The organism is Actinomadura opuntiae (assembly GCF_030283205.1).
In the GTDB taxonomy this organism is placed as follows: Bacteria; Actinomycetota; Actinomycetes; order Streptosporangiales; family Streptosporangiaceae; genus Spirillospora.
This window is the reverse complement of the sequence record NZ_JASNWF010000001.1, coordinates 474548-493110: the sequence shown is the minus strand read 5'-3', so window position 1 is coordinate 493110 and position 18563 is coordinate 474548. Positions and strand designations below refer to the sequence as shown.

Here is an 18563-nt window from a genome sequence, read left to right as displayed (position 1 = left end):
GTTGGGCCGCCGCAGGCTGGTGCTGGAACCGCGTCGCCGCCTGGCCAGAGCGGTGGTAGTCGTGATGGCGGTGGCGATGCCGGCCGGGCTGGTGTCGGCGCCACCTGCACTGGCCGATCCGCCGCACTCCCACCGTCCCACGGTCGCTGACGAGCATCGAACCGTCGACGGCAAGAACCTCAAGGTCAAGCCGCGCAAGGCCGACCCGGCCGCCAAACCGGGGCCAGCGGCCCAGACGGCCTGGCCCAAGGCCGGCACCGCGGAAGTGACCGTCCCCAAGGCCACCGCGTCCACTACCGCATCGGCGCGGGCTGCGACGGCCGGTCCAGCGGCGCGGGCCGGCACCCTGCCGGTCAAGGTACTGCCGGCCGCCACCCAGAGCGCGGCCCGTGGCGCCGTGGAGCCGGCGGGCAAGGTCCGGGTGTCGATACTCGACCAGGCGCTCGCCGCCAAGACCGGCCTGACCGGAGTGGCGTTCACCGTGGCCCGCACCGACAAGACCGACGCGGGGCAAGTCGGTGTGCAACTGGACTACTCGCAGTTCGCGCGGGCGTTCGGCGGCGCGTACGGGTCCCGGTTGCGGCTGTTCCAGATGCCCGCCTGCGCGCTCAGCAGCCCTGACAAGGCCCAATGCCGCCTGGTTGCACCTCTTGAGACCGTCAACAACGCCGACACCCGCACCCTCACCGCCCAGGTGACCGCCGCCCCCGCCACCACGACTCAAGCCGGCACCGGTGCCACGGCCGCTACCCCCACGGCATCGGTGAGGACGGCATCGGCGGGCACGCTGCTGGTCGCGGCCGCAGACTCCTCCGGTTCTCAAGGCGACTACAAGGCCACCTCGCTGGAGGCGTCGGCGACCTGGCACGGCGGCGGCAGTACCGGTGACTTCACCTGGTCGTATCCGATGAGGGTGCCGCCGGTCCCCGGCGGCCTCACCCCGAACGTGGCGATCAGCTACTCCTCGGGCAGCGTGGACGGCAAGACCGCCAACACCAACGGGCAGCCGTCCTGGGTCGGTGAAGGGTTCGACCTGTGGCCCGGTTATATCGAGCGCCATTACAAGCCGTGTGAGGACGACGGCGCCCCCAAGGACGAGTGGGGCAACTCTCCCGCCGACCAGTGCTGGGGGTATGACAACGCGACCGTCACCTGGAACGGCAAGGGCGGAGAGCTGATCAAAGCCTCCGACGGCACGTGGCGGATGAAGGGCGACGACGGCACCAAGTTCGAGAAGCTGACCAGTTCGTCCACAGGGAACGGCGACAACGACGGGGAGTACTGGAAGGTCACCACCAGCGACGGCACCCAGTACTTCTTCGGCCTCAACCGCGTCCCCGACTGGACGTCCGGCAAGCCCGAGACCGACTCCGCCTGGACCGTCCCGGTCTACGGCGACGACGCGGACGACCCCTGCCACAAGTCGTCGTTCGGCGACTCCTGGTGCCAGCAGGCCTACCGGTGGAACCTGGACTACGTCGTCGACCCGTCCGGCAACGCCATCATCTACTCCTACGGCAAGGAGACCAACTACTACGGCCGCAACCTCAAAGCCGCCGACGAGACCCCCTACACCCGCGGTGGGTACCTGAAGACGATCTCCTATGGGTTGCGCCAGGGCAGTTTGTTCGCCAAGGCTCCCGCGCAGGTCAGCTTCGACACCTCCGAGCGCTGCATCCCCGACGCGGACTTCAACTGCGACCCCGCCAAGATCGGCGACAAGCCGGACTACTGGTGGGACGTCCCCTGGGACCTGCACTGCGACTCCGGCCAGGAATGCAAGGACACCCACGGCACGCTCGCGCCGACGTTCTGGTCCCGCAAGCGGCTGACCAAGGTCACCACCCAGATCCTCAAACCCGACGCCTCCGGGTACCGGCCAGTGGACTCCTGGGCCCTGGACCATTCCTGGGGCTTGGCCGATGTCGAGCGCGACCTGCTATTGAAAGAGATCCAGCACACCGGTCACGCCGCCGACGGCTCCACAGCGACGTTGCCGAAGGTCACCTTCAACCACGTCCAACTGCCGAACCGGCTGGACAAGACCGGCGACGACATCCTGCCCTACATCCGCTACCGACTCGGAGCCATCTACGACGAGTCCGGCGGGCAGATCGACATCGCCTACTCCGACCCCGACTGCTCGCTGTCGGACCTGCCGACACCCGAGACCAACACCACCCGCTGCATGCCGGTCATCTGGACCCCGCCCGGACGCGAGGACCCGATGACCGACTGGTTCCACAAGTACGTGGTGACCAGCGTCATCCAGACCGACCGCACCGGCCTGGCCCCCGACATGGCCACCAAATACCAGTACATCGGTGACGCGGCCTGGCATTTCGACGACGATGACGGGCTCACCAAGGAGAAGAACAAGACCTGGTCGCAGTGGCGCGGGTACGGCCAGGTCCGCACCCTCACCGGCTCCTTCGACGACCCGTCCGCACAGACCGACACGTTCTACCTGCGAGGGATGAACGGCGACCGTAAGAACAAAGACGGCGGAGAAAAGACGGTCACCGTCTCCGACGGTGAGGGCGGCTCCCACACCGACGATGACGCATTCTCCGGCTTCGCTTTGAAGACCGTCACCTACGACAAGCCCGGCGGCACGGTCTACTCCAAGACCGTCAACACCCCATGGAAGACGCAGACCGCGTCCCGGACCCGGTCGTGGGGAACCACCACCGCCAACGTCACCGCCACCGGTTCCACCCAGACCTGGACGGTCAAGGACGGTGGCGGCTGGACCCAGACCAAGACCGCCAACACCTACAAGACCTCAGGTCCCGGTGTCGGCCGGGTCACCGTGGTCGACGATCTCGGGGATGTCACTACCGCCGACGACGACAAGTGCACCCGCACCAGTTACGCCGACAACACCGGCGCCTGGATGGTGAACTACCCCTCCCGCGTCGAAACGGTCGCCGTCAGCTGCTCGACCACACCCGACCGGTCCAAGCAGGTCGTCTCCGACGTCCGCACCTACTACGACGACGGTGGGCTCGGTGCTGCTCCGGCAGCCGGCAACGCCACCAAGATCGAAAAGATCGCCTCCCACGATGGCACGAATCCGACCTACGTCACGCAGGTCCAGACACGCTACGACGCCTATGGCCGTGCCACACAGGCCACCGACGCCGCCGGGCACGTCGCCACCAGCAGCTACACCGACCCTAACGGGTTGACCACGCAAGTCACCACCACGGGGCCGCCCGCCACAGCGGGCAACGCCTCGACGGCCTTGACGACGGTGCAGCAAATCGACCCGGCGTGGGGTTCGCCTGTCACAAAGATCGACAAGTCGAACTACAACCTGCGCACCGATCTGGTCTACGACCCGCTCGGCCGGCTGATCAAGGTCTGGCTGCCCGACGAGTCCAAGGCCAGCGGCGACAGTCCCGACTACGAGTACACCTACCGGGTCACCGACCAGAAGATCGCCGCGGTCACCACCAAGACCCTGACCGCGACCGGCGGACAGCGACTGTCACAGATCCAGCTGCTGGACGGGTGGTTGCGCCCCCGGCAGACCCAGGTCCCCGGCTCTACCGGCCGACTGGTCTCCGACACCTTCTACGACGAACGCGGCCAGGTCATCAAGACCTACGCCCCCTACCCCGCCGATGGCGCCCCCGACACCGAACTGTTCGGCATCGGCACCCCCGGTGACGTCGAAACCCAGGTCCGCACCTCCTACGACGGGCTCGGCCGCAAGACCGTCGAGAGCACCAGGACCGGCAACGGCTCCCAACCCGAGATGGAGTTGTGGCGGACCACCTACTCCTACGGCGGCGGCAACCGCGTCTCAGCGACGCCACCGGACGGCGGCACCCCCACCGCGCAGATCACCGACGCTCGCGGCCAGGTCGTCGAACGCCGCCAGTACAAGGCCGCGACCGCGACCGGCGACTACGATGCCACCAAGTACACCTACACCCCCACCGGTGAGATCGCCTCGGTGACCGACCCGTCCGGAAACACCTTCACCACCACCTACGACCTGCGCGGCCGAAAGATCAAGACGACCGACCCCGACAAGGGCACCACCACCTACACCTACAACGACCTGGACCAGGTCACCTCCACCACCGACGCCCGCGGCAAGAAGATCTTCACCGACTACGACGGGCAGGGCCGCAAGACCGCCACCCACGACGGCTCAGCAGACGGCCCCCTCCTGGCCTCCTACACCTACGACACCGCGGCGTTCGGCAAGGGCAAGCTCGCCTCGACCACCCGCCATACCCCCGACGGCGACTACACCAGCAAGGTCCGGCACTACGACCAGCTCGGCCGCGCCGACGCCACCTCGCTGATCGTGCCGGCATCCCAAGGACCCCTAGCCGGCACCTACCTCTTCGGCACCACCTACAACCTGGACGGCACCATCCAGGGACAGGGTTTCCCCGCCGCCGGGGGACTGCCCGCCGAGAACACCGTCTTCAGCTACGACGACCTGCAGCGCCCCACCAAGCTGACCAGCAACCTGGCCACCTACATTGGCGCCACCGGCTACACCAAGACCAACCAGCTCAACATGCTCGAGCACGGCACCGGCAGCACCCGCGCGTGGCAGACCTTCTCCTACACCTGGGGTACCCAGCGGCTGGAAACAGCCAAGACCTTCCGGGAAGGCATCGACGGCAACGACCGCTACGCCACCTACCACTACGCCGACGCCGGAACCATCACCTCCATCACCGACACCTCCCACGACGGCGTCGACAACCAATGCTTCACCTACGACCACCTGCAACGCCTCACCGACGCCTGGACGCAGGGCAGCAGCGACGCCTGCGCCAGTCAACCGGCCGCATCGGTGATCGGCGGCCCGGCACCGTACTGGCAGACCTTCACCTACGACACCGCCGGCAACCGCAAAACCCAAACTCTGCACGGCATCGGCAGCCAAACCGACACCGCCCGCACCTACACCTACGCCGACCCCGGCCACGGCAACCGCCTCAACAAGATGGTGCAGACCGGCGGCCAAGGCGACCGCACCGACACCTACGGCTACGACGACACCGGCAACACCACCACCCGCGCCATCGGCAGCAGCCCCACCAACACCGGCCAAACCCTCGACTGGGACACCGAGGGCGAACTGACCAAGGTCACCGAGAACGGTGCCACCACCAGCTACGTCTACGACGCCGACGGCAACCGCCTCCTCCGCAAGGACGCCACCGGCTCGACCCTGTACATGCCCGACGGCACAGAACTCCGCGCCCTGACCGGCGCGGCCACCGCCACCGGCACCCGCTACTACAGCTTCGCCGGCCAGACCGTCGCAATGCGGACCTCCGACGGCACCGTCACCTACCTCACGGCCGACACTCAAGGCACCGCCCAAGTCGCCATCAACGCCACTACCCAGCAGACCACCGTCCGCCGCACCGACCCCTTCGGCAACACCCGCGGCCTCGACGACGACGCCACCTGGCCAAGCGACAAGGGCTTTGTTGGAGGCACCCAAGAACCCACCGGCCTCACCACCCTCGGCGCCCGCGAATACGACCCACAAACCGGCCGCTTCATCTCCGTCGACCCCCTCATGGACCAGGCCGACCCCCAACAGATGAACGGCTACACCTACGCCAACAACAACCCCGTCACCTGGAGCGACCCAGACGGAACAATGTGGGGGTCCCCGACCGGCCCGGCCGGGTGCCCCGATGCCGGCTGCTACATGGACCACGACGGCAATCTCTCCAACTGGCAAGATCTCCTTATACCGCACTACGATCCACCGGTAAGGCATGTCTGGAGCCCAGCGGACCTGATCTCCACCATGGCGCCTGGGGTCGGGGTCCGCCCAACTCGACCGAAGTTCCACAACGACGACCACTGGCAGAACTTGGCCCACGGAGTATCCAATTTCACAGGAGGCCTCTTCGTAGGTTTCTCGGAGACAACCCCCCTCGGGCCCTTGTTCATGATCCCCGGAGCCGAAGGAAAGTTCGCTGACCTCATCGGCGCCGATGACGGCTCTGGATCCTGGAAGGCCGGCGGCTACACGTGGCTGTTGATCAGCCTCTTCGGAGGCGGCGAAGGAGCAGCCGCAAAACTCGGAACCAAAGCAGAAAAGGGAGGATGGCAATTCCTCCTTAAACGACTCCTCGCAGGCTGCAGGGCACCCAACAGCTTCGTCGCCGGCACGCGGGTCCTGCTGGCAGGCGGGGCGACCAAGCCGATCGAAAACATCAAGGTCGGAGACAAGGTCCTCGCCACCGACCCGGAAACAGGCGAAACCGCCGCCGAACCAGTCCTGGCCACCATCACCACCGACGGCGACAAGAACTTCGTCCAGATCACCGTCGACACTGCTACCCCACCCCGCTCCTGGACCACCAAAGACCAGCCCAAGAACAGCGGCTCGCTGATCCGCGCCCACAGCGGACAAAACCACGGCATCGTCATCGCCACCGACCACCACCCCTTCTGGATCGCCGGCGGCCTCAACAAGTGGATCAACGCAGGCGACCTCAAACCCGGCATGTGGCTCCGCACCAGCGCCGGCACCTACATCCAGATCACCGCCACCAAACACTGGACCCACCAGCAACGCACCCACAACCTCACCATCGCCAACCTCCACACCTACTATGTAGGTGCAGGAACTGCGTCTTTCTTGGTCCATAATGGATGCAATCCCGAAACACTGGGTGAGACGATTGGAGAAAGTGCGCGGCAGGTTCCTCGGGGTGGCGGCCAGCTGAGACACATTGCAGAGCAGGTGTCGGGTCATGGCCTCAATCAGGAGGATGCTGCTCTGGCGACTGAGGCTGCTGCCAAGCGAGCGTTCGGAGAGACTGGAGGTATTCTGAAAGCGCCGAACGGCAATCTAGTCGTCCTGCCATCGCAGATTCAAGTTGGAGCGTGGTTCGAAGTCACTGCTTCAGGAAAAGTCGTGGGGATGAAGGGTGAGATTGGACTAGATAAATCCGCTGACCTCAATCTAAGGGACCTTCGTTATCCAGAGCGATGAGTTAGGTGGCTCCCATGAGACCAGTTGACCCTGGTGTGGGTGATTTTCAGTTGTACTTGCTGAAGACGATGGATCCACCCGAATTTCTGCTAACGCGCGCTTTGTGCACGCTCGGCCGGTCGATGGAAGAGATGATCCTTAGCTATGAAAGGGTTTCGCATGCAATTCAGCCCGTTTCGGGGCATGCAGAAACTCTTGTCTCAATGTTAAGCGATGTTGCTACCGGCCCGGTAGGTAAGTCCGACCATGGCACGCTCACTTGCAGACTGCCACTGTGGCCTGGCTTCATCTTCCGCGCGTCGTTTGCGGATGGGGGAAGATTTTTGTATAAGGCCGGTTTTGATGAGCGAACTAACTCCTGCGAGATGAGTGATGTAATGCCATGGAACTTTCTCGAAAATGAGATAAAGGATAGATTCTGTCGATATGACAGGATTGATTCCTGGGGACATTATTCAACCTACGAGGCCCGGACAGCAGATTCCAGTAAGTCGACTTTTCTCAGATTTGCGTGGGGCCTACTTCAGGACGTTCATTGCATATCATAATGAGGTTCCCCCCGTAGCACGGACAGCCGGGGTGAGATGGGTCAGGCGGTCGTGATCGAGGTTCGGTGCCGTTCCTCGTAGTCCACCGGGCTCAGCATTCCGAGGCTGGAATGCCTTCTGAATGGGTTGTACCAGCACTCGATCCATTCAAACACGGCAGCAGCGAGTTCGGCTCTTGTTTGCCATGTCCTGGTGTCGAGGAGTTCGAGTTGCATCGAGCCCCAGAACGACCCCATCATGGCATTGTCGTAGCAATCGCCGACGGTGCCCATCGAGCCGAGGAGCCCGGCGTCCCGGAGCCGCTTCCCGAACGTCCAGGAAGTGAACTGGGCGGATTCAACCGGTCGTCGCAACACCGGCTTGTTGGAGTGATAGTAGGTGATCGTTGAGGGCTTCGGCAGGTGTTTTCCAGCCGAGGGTCTTACGGGGGCGGGCGTTGAGAGCGGCCGCGACTGCCGCGATGTCGTCGGCGCTCCAGCGGGACAGGTCTGTGCCCTTCGGGAAGTACTGGCGGAGTAGGTCGTTGATGCTTTTCGTTCGTGCCGCGCTGCCACGGGCTGTGCGGGTCGGCGAAGAAGACCGGGATGCCCGTCTCGATCGTGAACTGGGCATGTGCTGACAGCTCCTTGCCCCGGTCCCAGGTCAGTGACCGGCGCAGCTGCTCAGGTAGGGCACTGACGGTGGCGGCGAGGGCGTTCTTCATCGTCTCGGCGCCGTAGCCGGCCAGCGGCGGCCCGTTCTTGGTCCGCGGGATGACGCCGAATCCCTTCTGGCGAGGCAGGTGGACCAGCATTGTGAAACGGGTCGTGCGCTCAACCAACGTGCCGATCGCCGACCGCTCCAACCCGATCACCAGGTCGCCCTCCCAGTGCCCGGGGACGGCGCGGTCATCGGCCTCGGCAGGGCGCTCGCTGATCAACACCTCGGGTGTGACGTGAGCCCACGCCTTGCGCTTGGAGCGGGCTCGGGGAGCCCGCAGCGCACGACCAGTGCGCAGGCAGGCGACAAGTTCGCGCTTGAGCGCGCCACGGGCCTCGACGTATAGGGCCTGGTAGATCGCCTCGTGGCTGATCCTCATGGACTCATCATCGGGGAAGTCGACCCTGAGCCGGCCCGCTATCTGCTCCGGGCTCCAGGCGGTCGCCCACCGGCGGTCTCCTCGGTGTGGCTTGTTTCGCCCTTCCACGGCCCGACCTCGGGCCCAAGCACCGCTCCTTGCGGCCCGTGGATCTGACCCGACAGCCGTTCCTGCACGTACTGGCGCAATCGATCGTTAGTGGCCAGCTTGGCTGCCTTCGGGCGCTGGGCCACCAGATCGGCCTTCCACTGCGCGACCGACGCGCGGTAGTCAGCCGGCCGCCGCGGGTCGCGGCGTTGCGCCGAAGCTCCCGAGAGATCGTCGACGGATGGCGGCCAAGCCGCCGGGCGATCTCCCGAACCCCAACATCCTGCGCCTTCCAGATCGCGATCTCCTCCCGCTCGTGGAAGGACAGGTACCGGCCGGAGAGCGGGGCAAGATCCATCGGTGGCATGCCGCCACCATGCCGGAACCACCGGCCACCCACAGCCTGCGACACCCCGACCGCAGCCGCCGCCTCCTCCGCAAGAAGCCCCTTCGCGATCTCCCGCCAGAACACCCGCTCGATCTCCCGCCGATGCGCCGGCGCACCCGGCGACTTCATCGGTGACCGCCCCGTCAAAGCCTGCATCCACCCAGCTGGCCGACCCATCAACACCTCCGAGATCGAGGTGTTGCGACGACCGGTTGAATCCGCCCTGTGTTCCGCGATCTGAGTGCAGAATCGTGGTGTCCTTTGTGGGTTTGCGGCGGGCGACTGCGGCGGCCATCGCATCGACCACGAGCTTTGTGGTCTGGCGGATGTCGATGGAATGGCCGATGATGCGGCGGGAGAAGCAGTCCAGCACGGCGGCGCAGTACAGTTTTCCCTCGACGGTCGGGTACTCGGTGATGTCGGTGACCCACAGCACGTCGGGTGCCCGGACGTCGAAGGCCCGCTTGACCAGGTCCTCCTCGGTCGCCTCGTTGACCGGGTTGCGGCGCCCCCTGCGCCGGTGGATCCCCTGGATCCCGGCTTCCCGCATGAGTCGTTCCACTCGTTTGCGGTTCACCTGCTCGTCCCGTCCGAGCGTCAACTCGGCATGCACACGCGGCGAGCCGTAGCTCCGGCGGGACTCTTCGTGGATCTCTTTAATGATTTTCACCAGCTCAGTATTGCGCTGCTCGCGGATGAAGGCGGGCCTGCCGCGCCAGTCGATGTAACCGGACCGGGAGACTCCCAGCACTCGGCAGGCCACCGCGACGGGGATGTCGTTCTCGGCGAGCTCACGGACCAGCGAGTACCTTATTTTGGGAACACGTTCTCGCGAGCGAAGTAGGCGGCCGCCCGCTTGAGGATCTCGTTCTCCAATTCCAGTTGCCGGGCCTTTCGGCGCAGCTCGACCAGCTCTTTGTGCTCGCCGGCGCTCAGACCGTCGAGGTCGCCCTCCTCGATGTCGGCCTGACGGACCCAGTTGCTCAGGCACGACTGGCTGATACCCAGACTCTTGGCCAGCGCGGTAACCGACTTGTCGCCGGTCCGGGCCAGCTCCACGGCGCGGCGCCGGAACTCGGGCGGATGAGGTGGTGGCACGAGACACTTCCTTCCCAAGTTAATCAAGGTCAACTCAGATCGGGTGTCCGTGGAACGGGGGGAAGCTCAATCTCGGTGTGAACGGCCTTCAGCGCGTCCTCGGCGTTGAGTGCGCGTTCCCGCCAGGAGGCTTCTTGTTCGGCGTCTTGAGCGGTCAGATCCGCGTCTTCTGCTGCAGATTGGTGCCGGTGATGGCGTCCGCGATAGCTGCTCGGGCTTGCGGGTTGGAGTAGAAGAAGGTGCGGGAGACACTGGCTCAGAGGCGTCGAAGCTTAGGCCAGACGACGTGTCCGACTGACCAACGCCGCGCCCTCGCTCACACCGTCTCCGACCCCCGGCCCGCCGACGGGCGAAGCCACCTGGACGGCGGCACTTGATGCCGCTCGGTGAGGTTGATGAGATCTTCGCGGCCCCCCGCCCTGCCCACGATCAGACTAAGATCGCGAGCCCACTTCCCCGCCCCTGTTCGCTCATCCAGGGGGAACACCAACTCATTCCATGCGCCAGCTTCCTCGAAGAACCAGACGCCACCGGTCAACAAGCTATCGGCGAAGACGACACGGGCAGCAGCGACCAACCCGGCCGCTCTCAACAGCACGTCGGTGTCCGCCGCGACCAGACCACGTTCCTCACTCGGCAAGTCGGCGTGCCGCGCCAACCGATCAATCAACTGCTGATCCGTTCCGGCGAGTAGTCCCACGGCGCCATCGGCGTAGGCCAGAGCCACGGTGGCCAGCCACCTGAGGTCACGGAAGACCTGCCTGAGTTCATCCCCATCAGCAGGGGCATCCAACAGACAGTCGATGCCCCTCTGACCTCGAAGAACCTCGTCACTGCGCACTCGCGGCGCCTCCAGATCCCCAAGCCATCGACCACAATCAGGACAACTCGAGGCCCCCCGCCGCACCGAACCAGTGCTGTGAAACCTGGGCCATGGCGCCCGAGATGCACGACCCTTTGCGCACCTGCAGCCCGCCAACAAGTAGCAACCATGCGCGACGCACGCGAAGGAGAACCCCAGCTTCCACGGCAACAACCAGCGGCCACCGGTGCCCGCCAAACATTCCGGGCACACCAGCGAGGTCTGAGCATGAACCCACTCGCCCGGGGTAGTGAGGATCTGCCGTTGACCGGACGTCCGCAACAGGAAGGCTGAGCGCCGGTACCTCCACAAGGTCATCTGCTCAAGCCGGATTGCCGTCAGCCCCGTGGTCGCGGTGACCCGCTCAAGGACCTCTCCCGGAAGTTGCGAGCCCAGCACGTGGAACGGGCTGCGGCCCCTGCTCCACAACCCGACCATCTCGGCCGCTCCAGGGCGGCTGACGCCGAACTCCGCCGTGACCTGGTCGAGCCAGCTCAACAGCGACTCGTTCTCCAGCGGCGCCGGCACGTACGCGAGCCTGCGCGCCCCCAGCCGCCGCATGCAAACCACCTCCACTGAAATCTTCGGTGGTCGAACGGCCTCCCGCTGAAGGATCGCTGAAATCTTGGGTGGCGGACTGAAACCTTCAGTGGCAACTGACACACACGGCTCGACGGTCCGGCCGAACCCGTGTTACCCGAAGTAAGGTCCGGGAAGCTTCCCTTCCCGAACCCATTTCCAGGCACCTGACCGCACTCTCTTCGAGAGCTCGGTCAACCAACTCTGCCATCTCTCGGCGTGCGGTGAGCCGACCGCAGCCCGCAATGCGATGCCCAGGATCGCGGCCAAGTGACCCGATACGCCGGGCCGCCGCCAGCCCTATCGGGCCACCTGACCGAGATTCCAGGGCAATGGCGCGCATTAGCGGTCGGATGACCGCGAGGCATGAGATGATCGACGCGGCTCCGGCCACTGAGGTCGCAGCCGGGGACGGTGGCACGGAGGGAGCAGTCGGATGACCGCTGAGCGGGTGCGGGACCCGGGGCCCGCGGTCGGTACGCCGGTCGGTACCGCAGCCGGGGCCGCGCGTCCCGGCGGCGGAGAGCGCCCGGCGCCGTGGGTGTGGCTGATCAACCTGGGGGCGGGGCCGCAGTTCCACGCGCTGACGGCGGCCGACGACCCCGGTTCCGCGCATCCGCGCGGCTTCGAGGCGGTCACCTGGCCGACCGTGGACGCCGCCGCGGAGTGCGGCCACGACGGCCGGTTCCGGCGCGGCGCCTACCACCACGCCGACCTGCCGCGCTGCCCGGGCTGCTGCGCGGCCACCGGCACCGAGGAGGGCTACGGGCCCCGGCCCGGCGCGCCGACCAGCACCACCGACGGGAGCGCCCGATGACCCTGCGCGGCCCCGCGGTCCCCGGCGACAGCGAGAACAGCACCGGCAACGGTACCGGCGACAACAGCCTGAACAGCACCCCGAACAGTGCCTCAAACAGTGCCTCGAACAGCAGTGGAAACCGCATGGAGAACGAGTCGGACGCGCCGCTCGGGCCGGGCGCGCTGTGGGGGCTGGCGCAGGTCCGCGCCTACACCGGGGTCGGCAAGGAGAAGGCGCGGACCTGGTGGCAGGCCACCCGCCGGCGCGCCGCCGACCCGGCCGCGGCCGCGGCCGCCGACGCGCTGCCGGTCCCGGCCTTCCTGCTGGCCGAGGGCGAGGGCACCGCGGGGTTCTTCTCCGTGCACGGCGACCGGCACGTCCGGGACTGGTGGACGATCCCCAAGGTCCGGCCGCTGTGGCGGCCCGAGACCATCGCGCTGTGGGCGGCCATCACCGGCCGCGCGGTGCGCGCCGGCGGCGCGCTGTCGGAGGAGTACCGGCTGCCGGTGCCGATGTGGGTGGACCTGCCGCCGCTGCCCGCGCTGCTACCGCGGGCCACCGATGAGCTGGTGCGCCTAGACCGGCCCGGCTACACCCCGAGCGACCTGCACGTCCGCATCTTCGACGGGCCGTTGCCCGCGGACCAGACGGACGCGTTCACCCACCCCGACGGCAGGGGCGGTGCGAGGAAGACGCACACGCCGGGCATTGCGCGCATCCCCAGGGACCCGGGCGGGGCGGTGCAGGCCCATCGCACCGTGGTGGTGCTGGCGATGCCCGACGGCGCCACCCTGCCCCCCACCGTCTGGGCCGAGGAGATCGCCGCGCACCTGATGGCGACCGGGCGGCTCAGCACCGAGCAGGCGCGCCGCGCGTTCTGGTTCGCGCTCCTGTCCACCACACGCCCGTCCCTGAACGAGGACAACCGCCTGATCGTGCTGCCGAAGGCGTACTACCTCGGCTTCGCGATCACCGACGCCGACGCGCTCGCCGACGCGCCTGCCCTGGTCCGCCAGCGGCACCGGCTGACCGCCGCGCTGGACCGCCGCGCCGACCGGCCGTCCGGCGGCCCGCTCAGCGACCCGCGCGTCGAACGCGCCGACTTGGAGGACATCGACGCGCTGATCGGCCGCCGCCTGGAGATCTATCCCCGCAGCAGCTACACCGCCGACACGGTCGCGCGGTTCACCGCGCACGAGCGTCCGGTCCAGGTGCCCTGGGACCCCGAGCAGCTGGCCGCCGACCTGGAGCACCTGCCGGTGCTGCACGCCGCGGTCCAGGACGCCGCGGTCCAGGACGCGGCCGCCGGCGAGCAGCCGCCCGCGCGAGCGGAGGCTGCGGGGGAGACCGCTGCGCGGAAGGCGGCTCTTCCTGGGGCGGCTCTGCGGGTGGCGCGCGATTGGGTCGCCGCCCACGCCCACCACCTCCTGACCGGCGGCTACCTGGACCCAGTCGGTACGAGCGAGCGGGACGCGGTGATCCGCGTCATGCCCGTACCCACCGACGCCGACCGCGCCCTGGTCACCCGGCTCGTGGCGCACGAGGAGCCGTACCTGTACCCGATGGCGGTGCGCGACCTGCTCGCCGTGCGCGCCGCCCACGACCATGCCGCCGAGACCGGCCAGTCTCCCGCGTTGACGGCCGCGCTCGCGCACGCCGCCGACCGCATCGCCCTGCACCACCGGCAGCAGATCGGGGGCCACGCGCAACTGCAGCAGTGGATCCCGGCCCGGGTCGACGCGCCCGGCCCCGCGCCGCTACCGCTCCCCGCCCCCGATGCCTCCGCCGACGCGGGTATCGAGGCAGCCCCGGACGCGGCTCCGGACGCTGCGGCCTATTTGGCGACCGTGTCCTGGTGGGGGCCGTCGGCCGACGACGGCGAGCACGCCGGCCTGCTGGCCGCGCTGTTCTACCGGCACGAACTCGACGCCGGAACCCGGCACGGCTACGACCCGTTCGGCCGCCTGGTGCTGTGGTGCCCGCACGCACACGCCTTCGGCGTGGCCTGGCCGGTCACCGACCACACCGCCGACCTGCAGAACCCGCAGCACCGGTTCACCGCGCTGGACGATGGCCGTGTCGACCTGGTTCCACTCGCCGGCCCGGCCTCGGACGACGAGAGCGTCGACAACGCTGGCGGCGACACCACTTTGCCCCAGAGCGCCCGGTGACTCCCCGGCGTGGGAGTCGCAGGGCCGCCGCGGCGGCGGCCCTGCGAGGACCAGAAGCATTTCCGCTCCCTGGCCGCGGGCACCAACGTGGTCATGGGCAATCAACCGGGCCGCCGGTCAACCGCACCGCCATGTCCACGACGCACTCTGGCCGATTTCGTGCGGTCCTGGCGGAACGGGAACGGCGGTTAGTGCCGTGATGTAGATATGGCTGACGTCACCGACCAAGGTCAAATCATATCGCGATGAGCCAACCTGCACCCGGGCACGGGGACGGCGCCCGGCTGGAACGGCCGAGCCAAACCCGCACCAGTATCCGCTCATGTCACCACCGGCCTGGGGGAGGACAGCGTAGGTTCCCGGGCCATGCGCTATCTCGACACCGTCCTGGATGGCTCGTCGGCGGACCTCGCCGACTGGCTGGTGCCCCGCCTCGACACCGCCGAACTGGCGGCGCTGCGCACCAGTTTCCTCACCCTGCCGGGGGTGGAATCGCTCAGTGGGCCGGTAGCCGCCCTGCTGGAACGCGGCGGCCGGTTCCACGCCGTACTGGGCGGTAATCCTGAACAGACCGATCCCGGCGCCCTGCGGCTACTGTCCGCTGTCACAGCCGACTTCGGGGAGACCGCGACCATCCATCTGGCCACACCTTCCGTCGGCTGGCAGAACGCCAAAACCTACTATTCGCGTGATCGGAACGGCCGTGCAGCCGCCTACATCGGGTCGGCCAACCTGACCCGCGGCGGCTGGGACCGCAATCACGAGGCCGGACTTGTCCTTGATTCCGATATCGACGACAAGGACACCCTGCAACGGGTTCTGGATGGTGTGCTTGCCTGGGCGGAACACCCGCATGGTCTTCTGGTCACCCCGGAGGTGGTCGCCTCCTTCGTCCGACAGTCTCGTCGTTCGTCAATCGGCCGAGCACGGCGGCCAGGTCCCGCCGACCCGACCTGGTTCGTGAGCGATTCCATGCTCGATTGTCTGGAGACCATTGAAGCCATCGGCTCGTGCGGTGGCGTCGGCATCGGTGTCCCGACCGGGTTCGCTGACTTGGATGCTCTGACCGGCGGTCTTCGCCCTGGGACCCTCACCGTGATCGGAGCACGTCCCGCTCTCGGGAAGTCGACGCTGCTACTCGACCTGCTGCGGTTCGCTGCCATCAAGCACAAGATCCCCGCGGCGCTATTCAGTCTGGAGATGCCGACCGTCGAGTTGGAGATGCGGATCTTGTCCGCCGAGGCTCGAGTCGCCCTGCACGCGATGCGAAGCGGGACGATGAACGACAGCGACTGGACTCGCCTTGCGGGAAAGATGCAGCAAGTCGCCGAGTCACCGCTGATGATCAACGACACCGGAGCTTTGAGCATCGGGGCGTTGTGCGACGAAGCGACGCGTTTGGCGCACGACTACGACGCGCGGCTGATCGCCGTCGACTATCTCCAGTTGATCGAGCCCGACTTCCCGGGCGAGACCCGCGAGAGCGAGGTCAACGAGATCATCCGCCGCATCAAGGCGCTGGCCCGTACGCTCAATGTGCCGATTGTGGTCACCGCCCAGCTCAACCGCGGCCCCGAGCAGCGCACAGACAAGATCCCCATACTCGCTGATCTACGTGAATCCGACGCCATCGCGCACGCGGCCGACCTGGTGATCCTGCTGCACCGGGAAGACGCCTACTTCCGTGATTCCCCTCGTGCGGGGGAAGCCGACCTGCTCCTGGCCAAACATCGCCAGGGTCCGACCGCGACCATCACCGTGGCCTTCCAAGGGCACTACAGCCGCTTCGTCGACATGGCGTGGCCGAGTCCAGCAGTACCAGCAGATGAAAAGGAGGAAGAAACCGAAGAAGAAGACTAACCGGTACGCGAAGGTCGGCGGAGGTCGATAGAGAACCCAAGTTCTACCGTTCCGGCGGTAATCGCGGCGCAAATCGCTCCCGTCGATCACCGGTATCTCTGCACGATTAACCGCGTGTACATGGAGAATGATGATCTTCTCCCGGCAACCACTGAGTGCCTGGAGAACCGCGCCGCACTTGCCGATTCACTCCACGGCCGCCCCGACTGCCGCCACGGCCACTACGCGCGTTCTTGCCCGTTGTGTCGCCGAACATCTGCCGACGTCGACCCTGTAATCGCCGAGATCCGCCATCGAAAGGCGGTCATCGCCACCCTCCCGCCGACCAAGAATTTGCAGCACACCCCGGATCCACGCCGCGGCTTCCAGCCCGTTGGCCCAGCCCGGCCACCAACTCCACGACGCCAGGCCGAACCAGCACCCACAACCGACGCCGAGATCAGGCGTGAGATCGCACTCGCCCGCCTTCGGGGCGACGCCTTCAACCTCCAGCGCCTCCAAGCAGGCGAGCCCCCGGTGCGGTGGAGCCTCGAACACGCCCGGGCGCGACGCAGCGGCCCCATCCGACCTCTCGCCCCGACCGGCCTGGGCACCTCGCGCCCGGTTCACGTCATCATCAGCGAGTTGGCTCACATGATCAAATCATCCAATGGCGCCGCCGCCAGTAGCCCGAACGATCACCCGCGGCCGCCCGCCCCAGAACCACGAACCAGTCCCAAGACCATGGGGCCTGGTTAGGGCGGGTCTGGACGGTGGACCTGCCCGGCAAGGCAGGCGAGGTGCTGGTGCGCAGAGCGGGGCGCCCCGCCGGAGCGCTCATCTCAATGCCGGCTGCGGGTGCCGATGGTGAACCCGAACGCGCGGGCTTGGCGACGCCTGCTGCGGGCGCGCTCGGCAGGTCGCCTACAGCCATCCGTGGTGGCGCAGCGTCTTGGCGCGGTCGGTGCAAAACGGCGAGCAGTACAGCCGCGGCCGTCCGGGGCTGACCATGGGGCGGACGAGCGGTCGGGCGCAGACGCGGCAGCAGCCGTCGGCGATAACCGGGGCGAGGTCGGCCAGCAGCTACTCGACCCCGGCGAGCTGCTCGGGGAGCGGGTCGTCGTCGGCGCGGCAGCCGGGGTAGGTCAGCAGGCGGGCGAAGGCTGCGCGCAGCTCGGCCAGCTCGCGGCGGCGGGCGCCCAGCAGGTCCAGGTAGTCCTCCAGCGGCCAGGTGATCAGGGCGCCAGCACGGGTCATGTAGAGGCCGACGGTGTCAATGGCGTGGGAGTCGGTGAGGTCGAGCAGGACGTAGCCGAGCAGCTGCAGGATCGCCGGCAGCGGGAAGTGGTGGACGCGGCGGGTGCTCTTGAAGTCCAGCAGCAGCCCGTCGGCGATCAGGTCGGCGTCGGCGGAGACGTGGGCTCTGCCGTCGAAGGTCGGGCCGGGCCGGCACCGGCCGGGCGTGGTGGCGGCGCGCAGCTGGTCCAGCGGCCCGTTCTGGGCGCGGTGGAGTTGGGCGAGCAGGTCTGCGACCAGGTCGCGGTGCGGGACGGCCAGCAGCGCCGCCAGATCGAAGGTTTCGGGGCGGGCGTGGGCGGCCTTGCACAGCGGGGTGTCGCCGAACGCGAACGGGTTGCGCAGATTGACCGCGTACCAGGCGGCGGCCAGCAGCAGGCGGGCCAGGTGCTCCTCGTCCTGGTCGGCGCGCAGCATCAGCTCGCGGCGGTCGTCCAGGCGCATCGACTGCACCGCGGCGGCCAGCTCCGCCATCAGGTGCCGGCCGGTGTCGGCGATGGCGCGCACCGCCGGGTCTCCGCTTCGCTCCGCGGCGAGGACGCATCCGTCCACGCCGAGCAGGGTGGCCGCGTCGACGGGCGCGCTGCAGGTGAACGCCAGCCGCAGCCGCTGGTCGATAGCCGTGCCGATGGTACCGGCCTCGTAGCCGACGCCGGGGCCGGGCAGGATCAGCGGACGGGTGGGCAGTCGGGATCGGTAGGTGGCGCGCACACGGCGGACCCCGGCCGACAGCTCTCGATCCAGGAACCGCCGCAGCGGGGTGCGCGGCGACACCAAACCCTGAGTGAGGCTCATGTCGCCGACCGTAGTAACGGGAGTGA

At 67.4% G+C, this 18563-nt stretch carries 9 protein-coding genes and 2 pseudogenes; 4 read left to right on the top strand and 7 right to left on the bottom strand.

Translation table 11 applies throughout. The features are described 5' to 3' along the window. Positions 1-64 precede the first annotated feature (64 nt). Complete coding sequence (locus QP089_RS02595) at positions 65-6997, top strand: RHS repeat-associated core domain-containing protein (protein WP_285909713.1); 6933 nt, start codon at positions 65-67, stop codon at positions 6995-6997. A gap of 589 nt (positions 6998-7586) precedes the next feature. On the opposite strand, the gene QP089_RS02590 is transcribed toward QP089_RS02595, so the two are convergent. From QP089_RS02590 to QP089_RS49100, 5 genes and pseudogenes are all read right to left on the bottom strand, one after another. Beyond that, positions 7587-7817, bottom strand: coding sequence for an integrase core domain-containing protein (locus QP089_RS02590; RefSeq protein WP_285909535.1), 231 nt, complete (start codon positions 7815-7817; stop codon positions 7587-7589). A 64-nt stretch (positions 7818-7881) separates the two neighbouring features. After that, positions 7882-9254: pseudogene (locus QP089_RS02585) on the bottom strand (IS30 family transposase). A 79-nt stretch (positions 9255-9333) separates the two neighbouring features. Further along, positions 9334-9900 (bottom strand): annotated as a pseudogene (locus tag QP089_RS02580) (IS3 family transposase); the annotation flags it as partial. An 8-nt stretch (positions 9901-9908) separates the two neighbouring features. Continuing rightward, positions 9909-10196, bottom strand: coding sequence for a transposase (locus tag QP089_RS02575; protein ID WP_285909534.1), 288 nt, complete (start codon positions 10194-10196; stop codon positions 9909-9911). 316 nt (positions 10197-10512) lie between these two features. Beyond that, complete coding sequence (locus QP089_RS49100) at positions 10513-11619, bottom strand: TniQ family protein (protein WP_512699672.1); 1107 nt, start codon at positions 11617-11619, stop codon at positions 10513-10515. A 454-nt stretch (positions 11620-12073) separates the two neighbouring features. On the opposite strand from QP089_RS49100, the gene QP089_RS02565 reads away from it, so the two are divergent. From QP089_RS02565 to QP089_RS02555, 3 genes are all read left to right on the top strand, one after another. Next, complete coding sequence (locus QP089_RS02565) at positions 12074-12454, top strand: hypothetical protein (protein WP_285909532.1); 381 nt, start codon at positions 12074-12076, stop codon at positions 12452-12454. 125 nt (positions 12455-12579) lie between these two features. Continuing rightward, complete coding sequence (locus QP089_RS02560; RefSeq protein WP_285909531.1) at positions 12580-14607, top strand: hypothetical protein; 2028 nt, start codon at positions 12580-12582, stop codon at positions 14605-14607. A 366-nt stretch (positions 14608-14973) separates the two neighbouring features. Further along, the gene (locus QP089_RS02555) at positions 14974-16467 is read left to right on the top strand and encodes a DnaB-like helicase C-terminal domain-containing protein (RefSeq protein WP_285909530.1); all 1494 of its coding nucleotides are present in this window, start codon (positions 14974-14976) and stop codon (positions 16465-16467) included. 186 nt (positions 16468-16653) lie between these two features. On the opposite strand, the gene QP089_RS02550 is transcribed toward QP089_RS02555, so the two are convergent. Continuing rightward, a complete protein-coding gene (locus QP089_RS02550; RefSeq protein ID WP_285909529.1) occupies positions 16654-16968 on the bottom strand; it encodes a hypothetical protein in 315 nt (104 codons plus the stop codon). A gap of 561 nt (positions 16969-17529) precedes the next feature. Further along, on the bottom strand, positions 17530-18537 hold the full coding sequence (locus QP089_RS02545; protein WP_285909528.1) for a hypothetical protein: 1008 nt from the start codon (positions 18535-18537) through the stop codon (positions 17530-17532). Positions 18538-18563: the final 26 nt, after the last annotated feature.

Coding starts and splice junctions, on each gene's coding strand:
- QP089_RS02560 (WP_285909531.1), top strand. CDS start 12,580: ATGGAGAACGAGTCGGACGCGCCGCTCGGGCCGGGCGCGCTGTGGGGG.
- QP089_RS02545 (WP_285909528.1), bottom strand. CDS start 18,537: ATGAGCCTCACTCAGGGTTTGGTGTCGCCGCGCACCCCGCTGCGGCGG.
- QP089_RS02555 (WP_285909530.1), top strand. CDS start 14,974: ATGCGCTATCTCGACACCGTCCTGGATGGCTCGTCGGCGGACCTCGCC.
- QP089_RS49100 (WP_512699672.1), bottom strand. CDS start 11,619: ATGCGGCGGCTGGGGGCGCGCAGGCTCGCGTACGTGCCGGCGCCGCTG.
- QP089_RS02565 (WP_285909532.1), top strand. CDS start 12,074: ATGACCGCTGAGCGGGTGCGGGACCCGGGGCCCGCGGTCGGTACGCCG.
- QP089_RS02590 (WP_285909535.1), bottom strand. CDS start 7,817: ATGGGCACCGTCGGCGATTGCTACGACAATGCCATGATGGGGTCGTTC.
- QP089_RS02595 (WP_285909713.1), top strand. CDS start 65: ATGGCGGTGGCGATGCCGGCCGGGCTGGTGTCGGCGCCACCTGCACTG.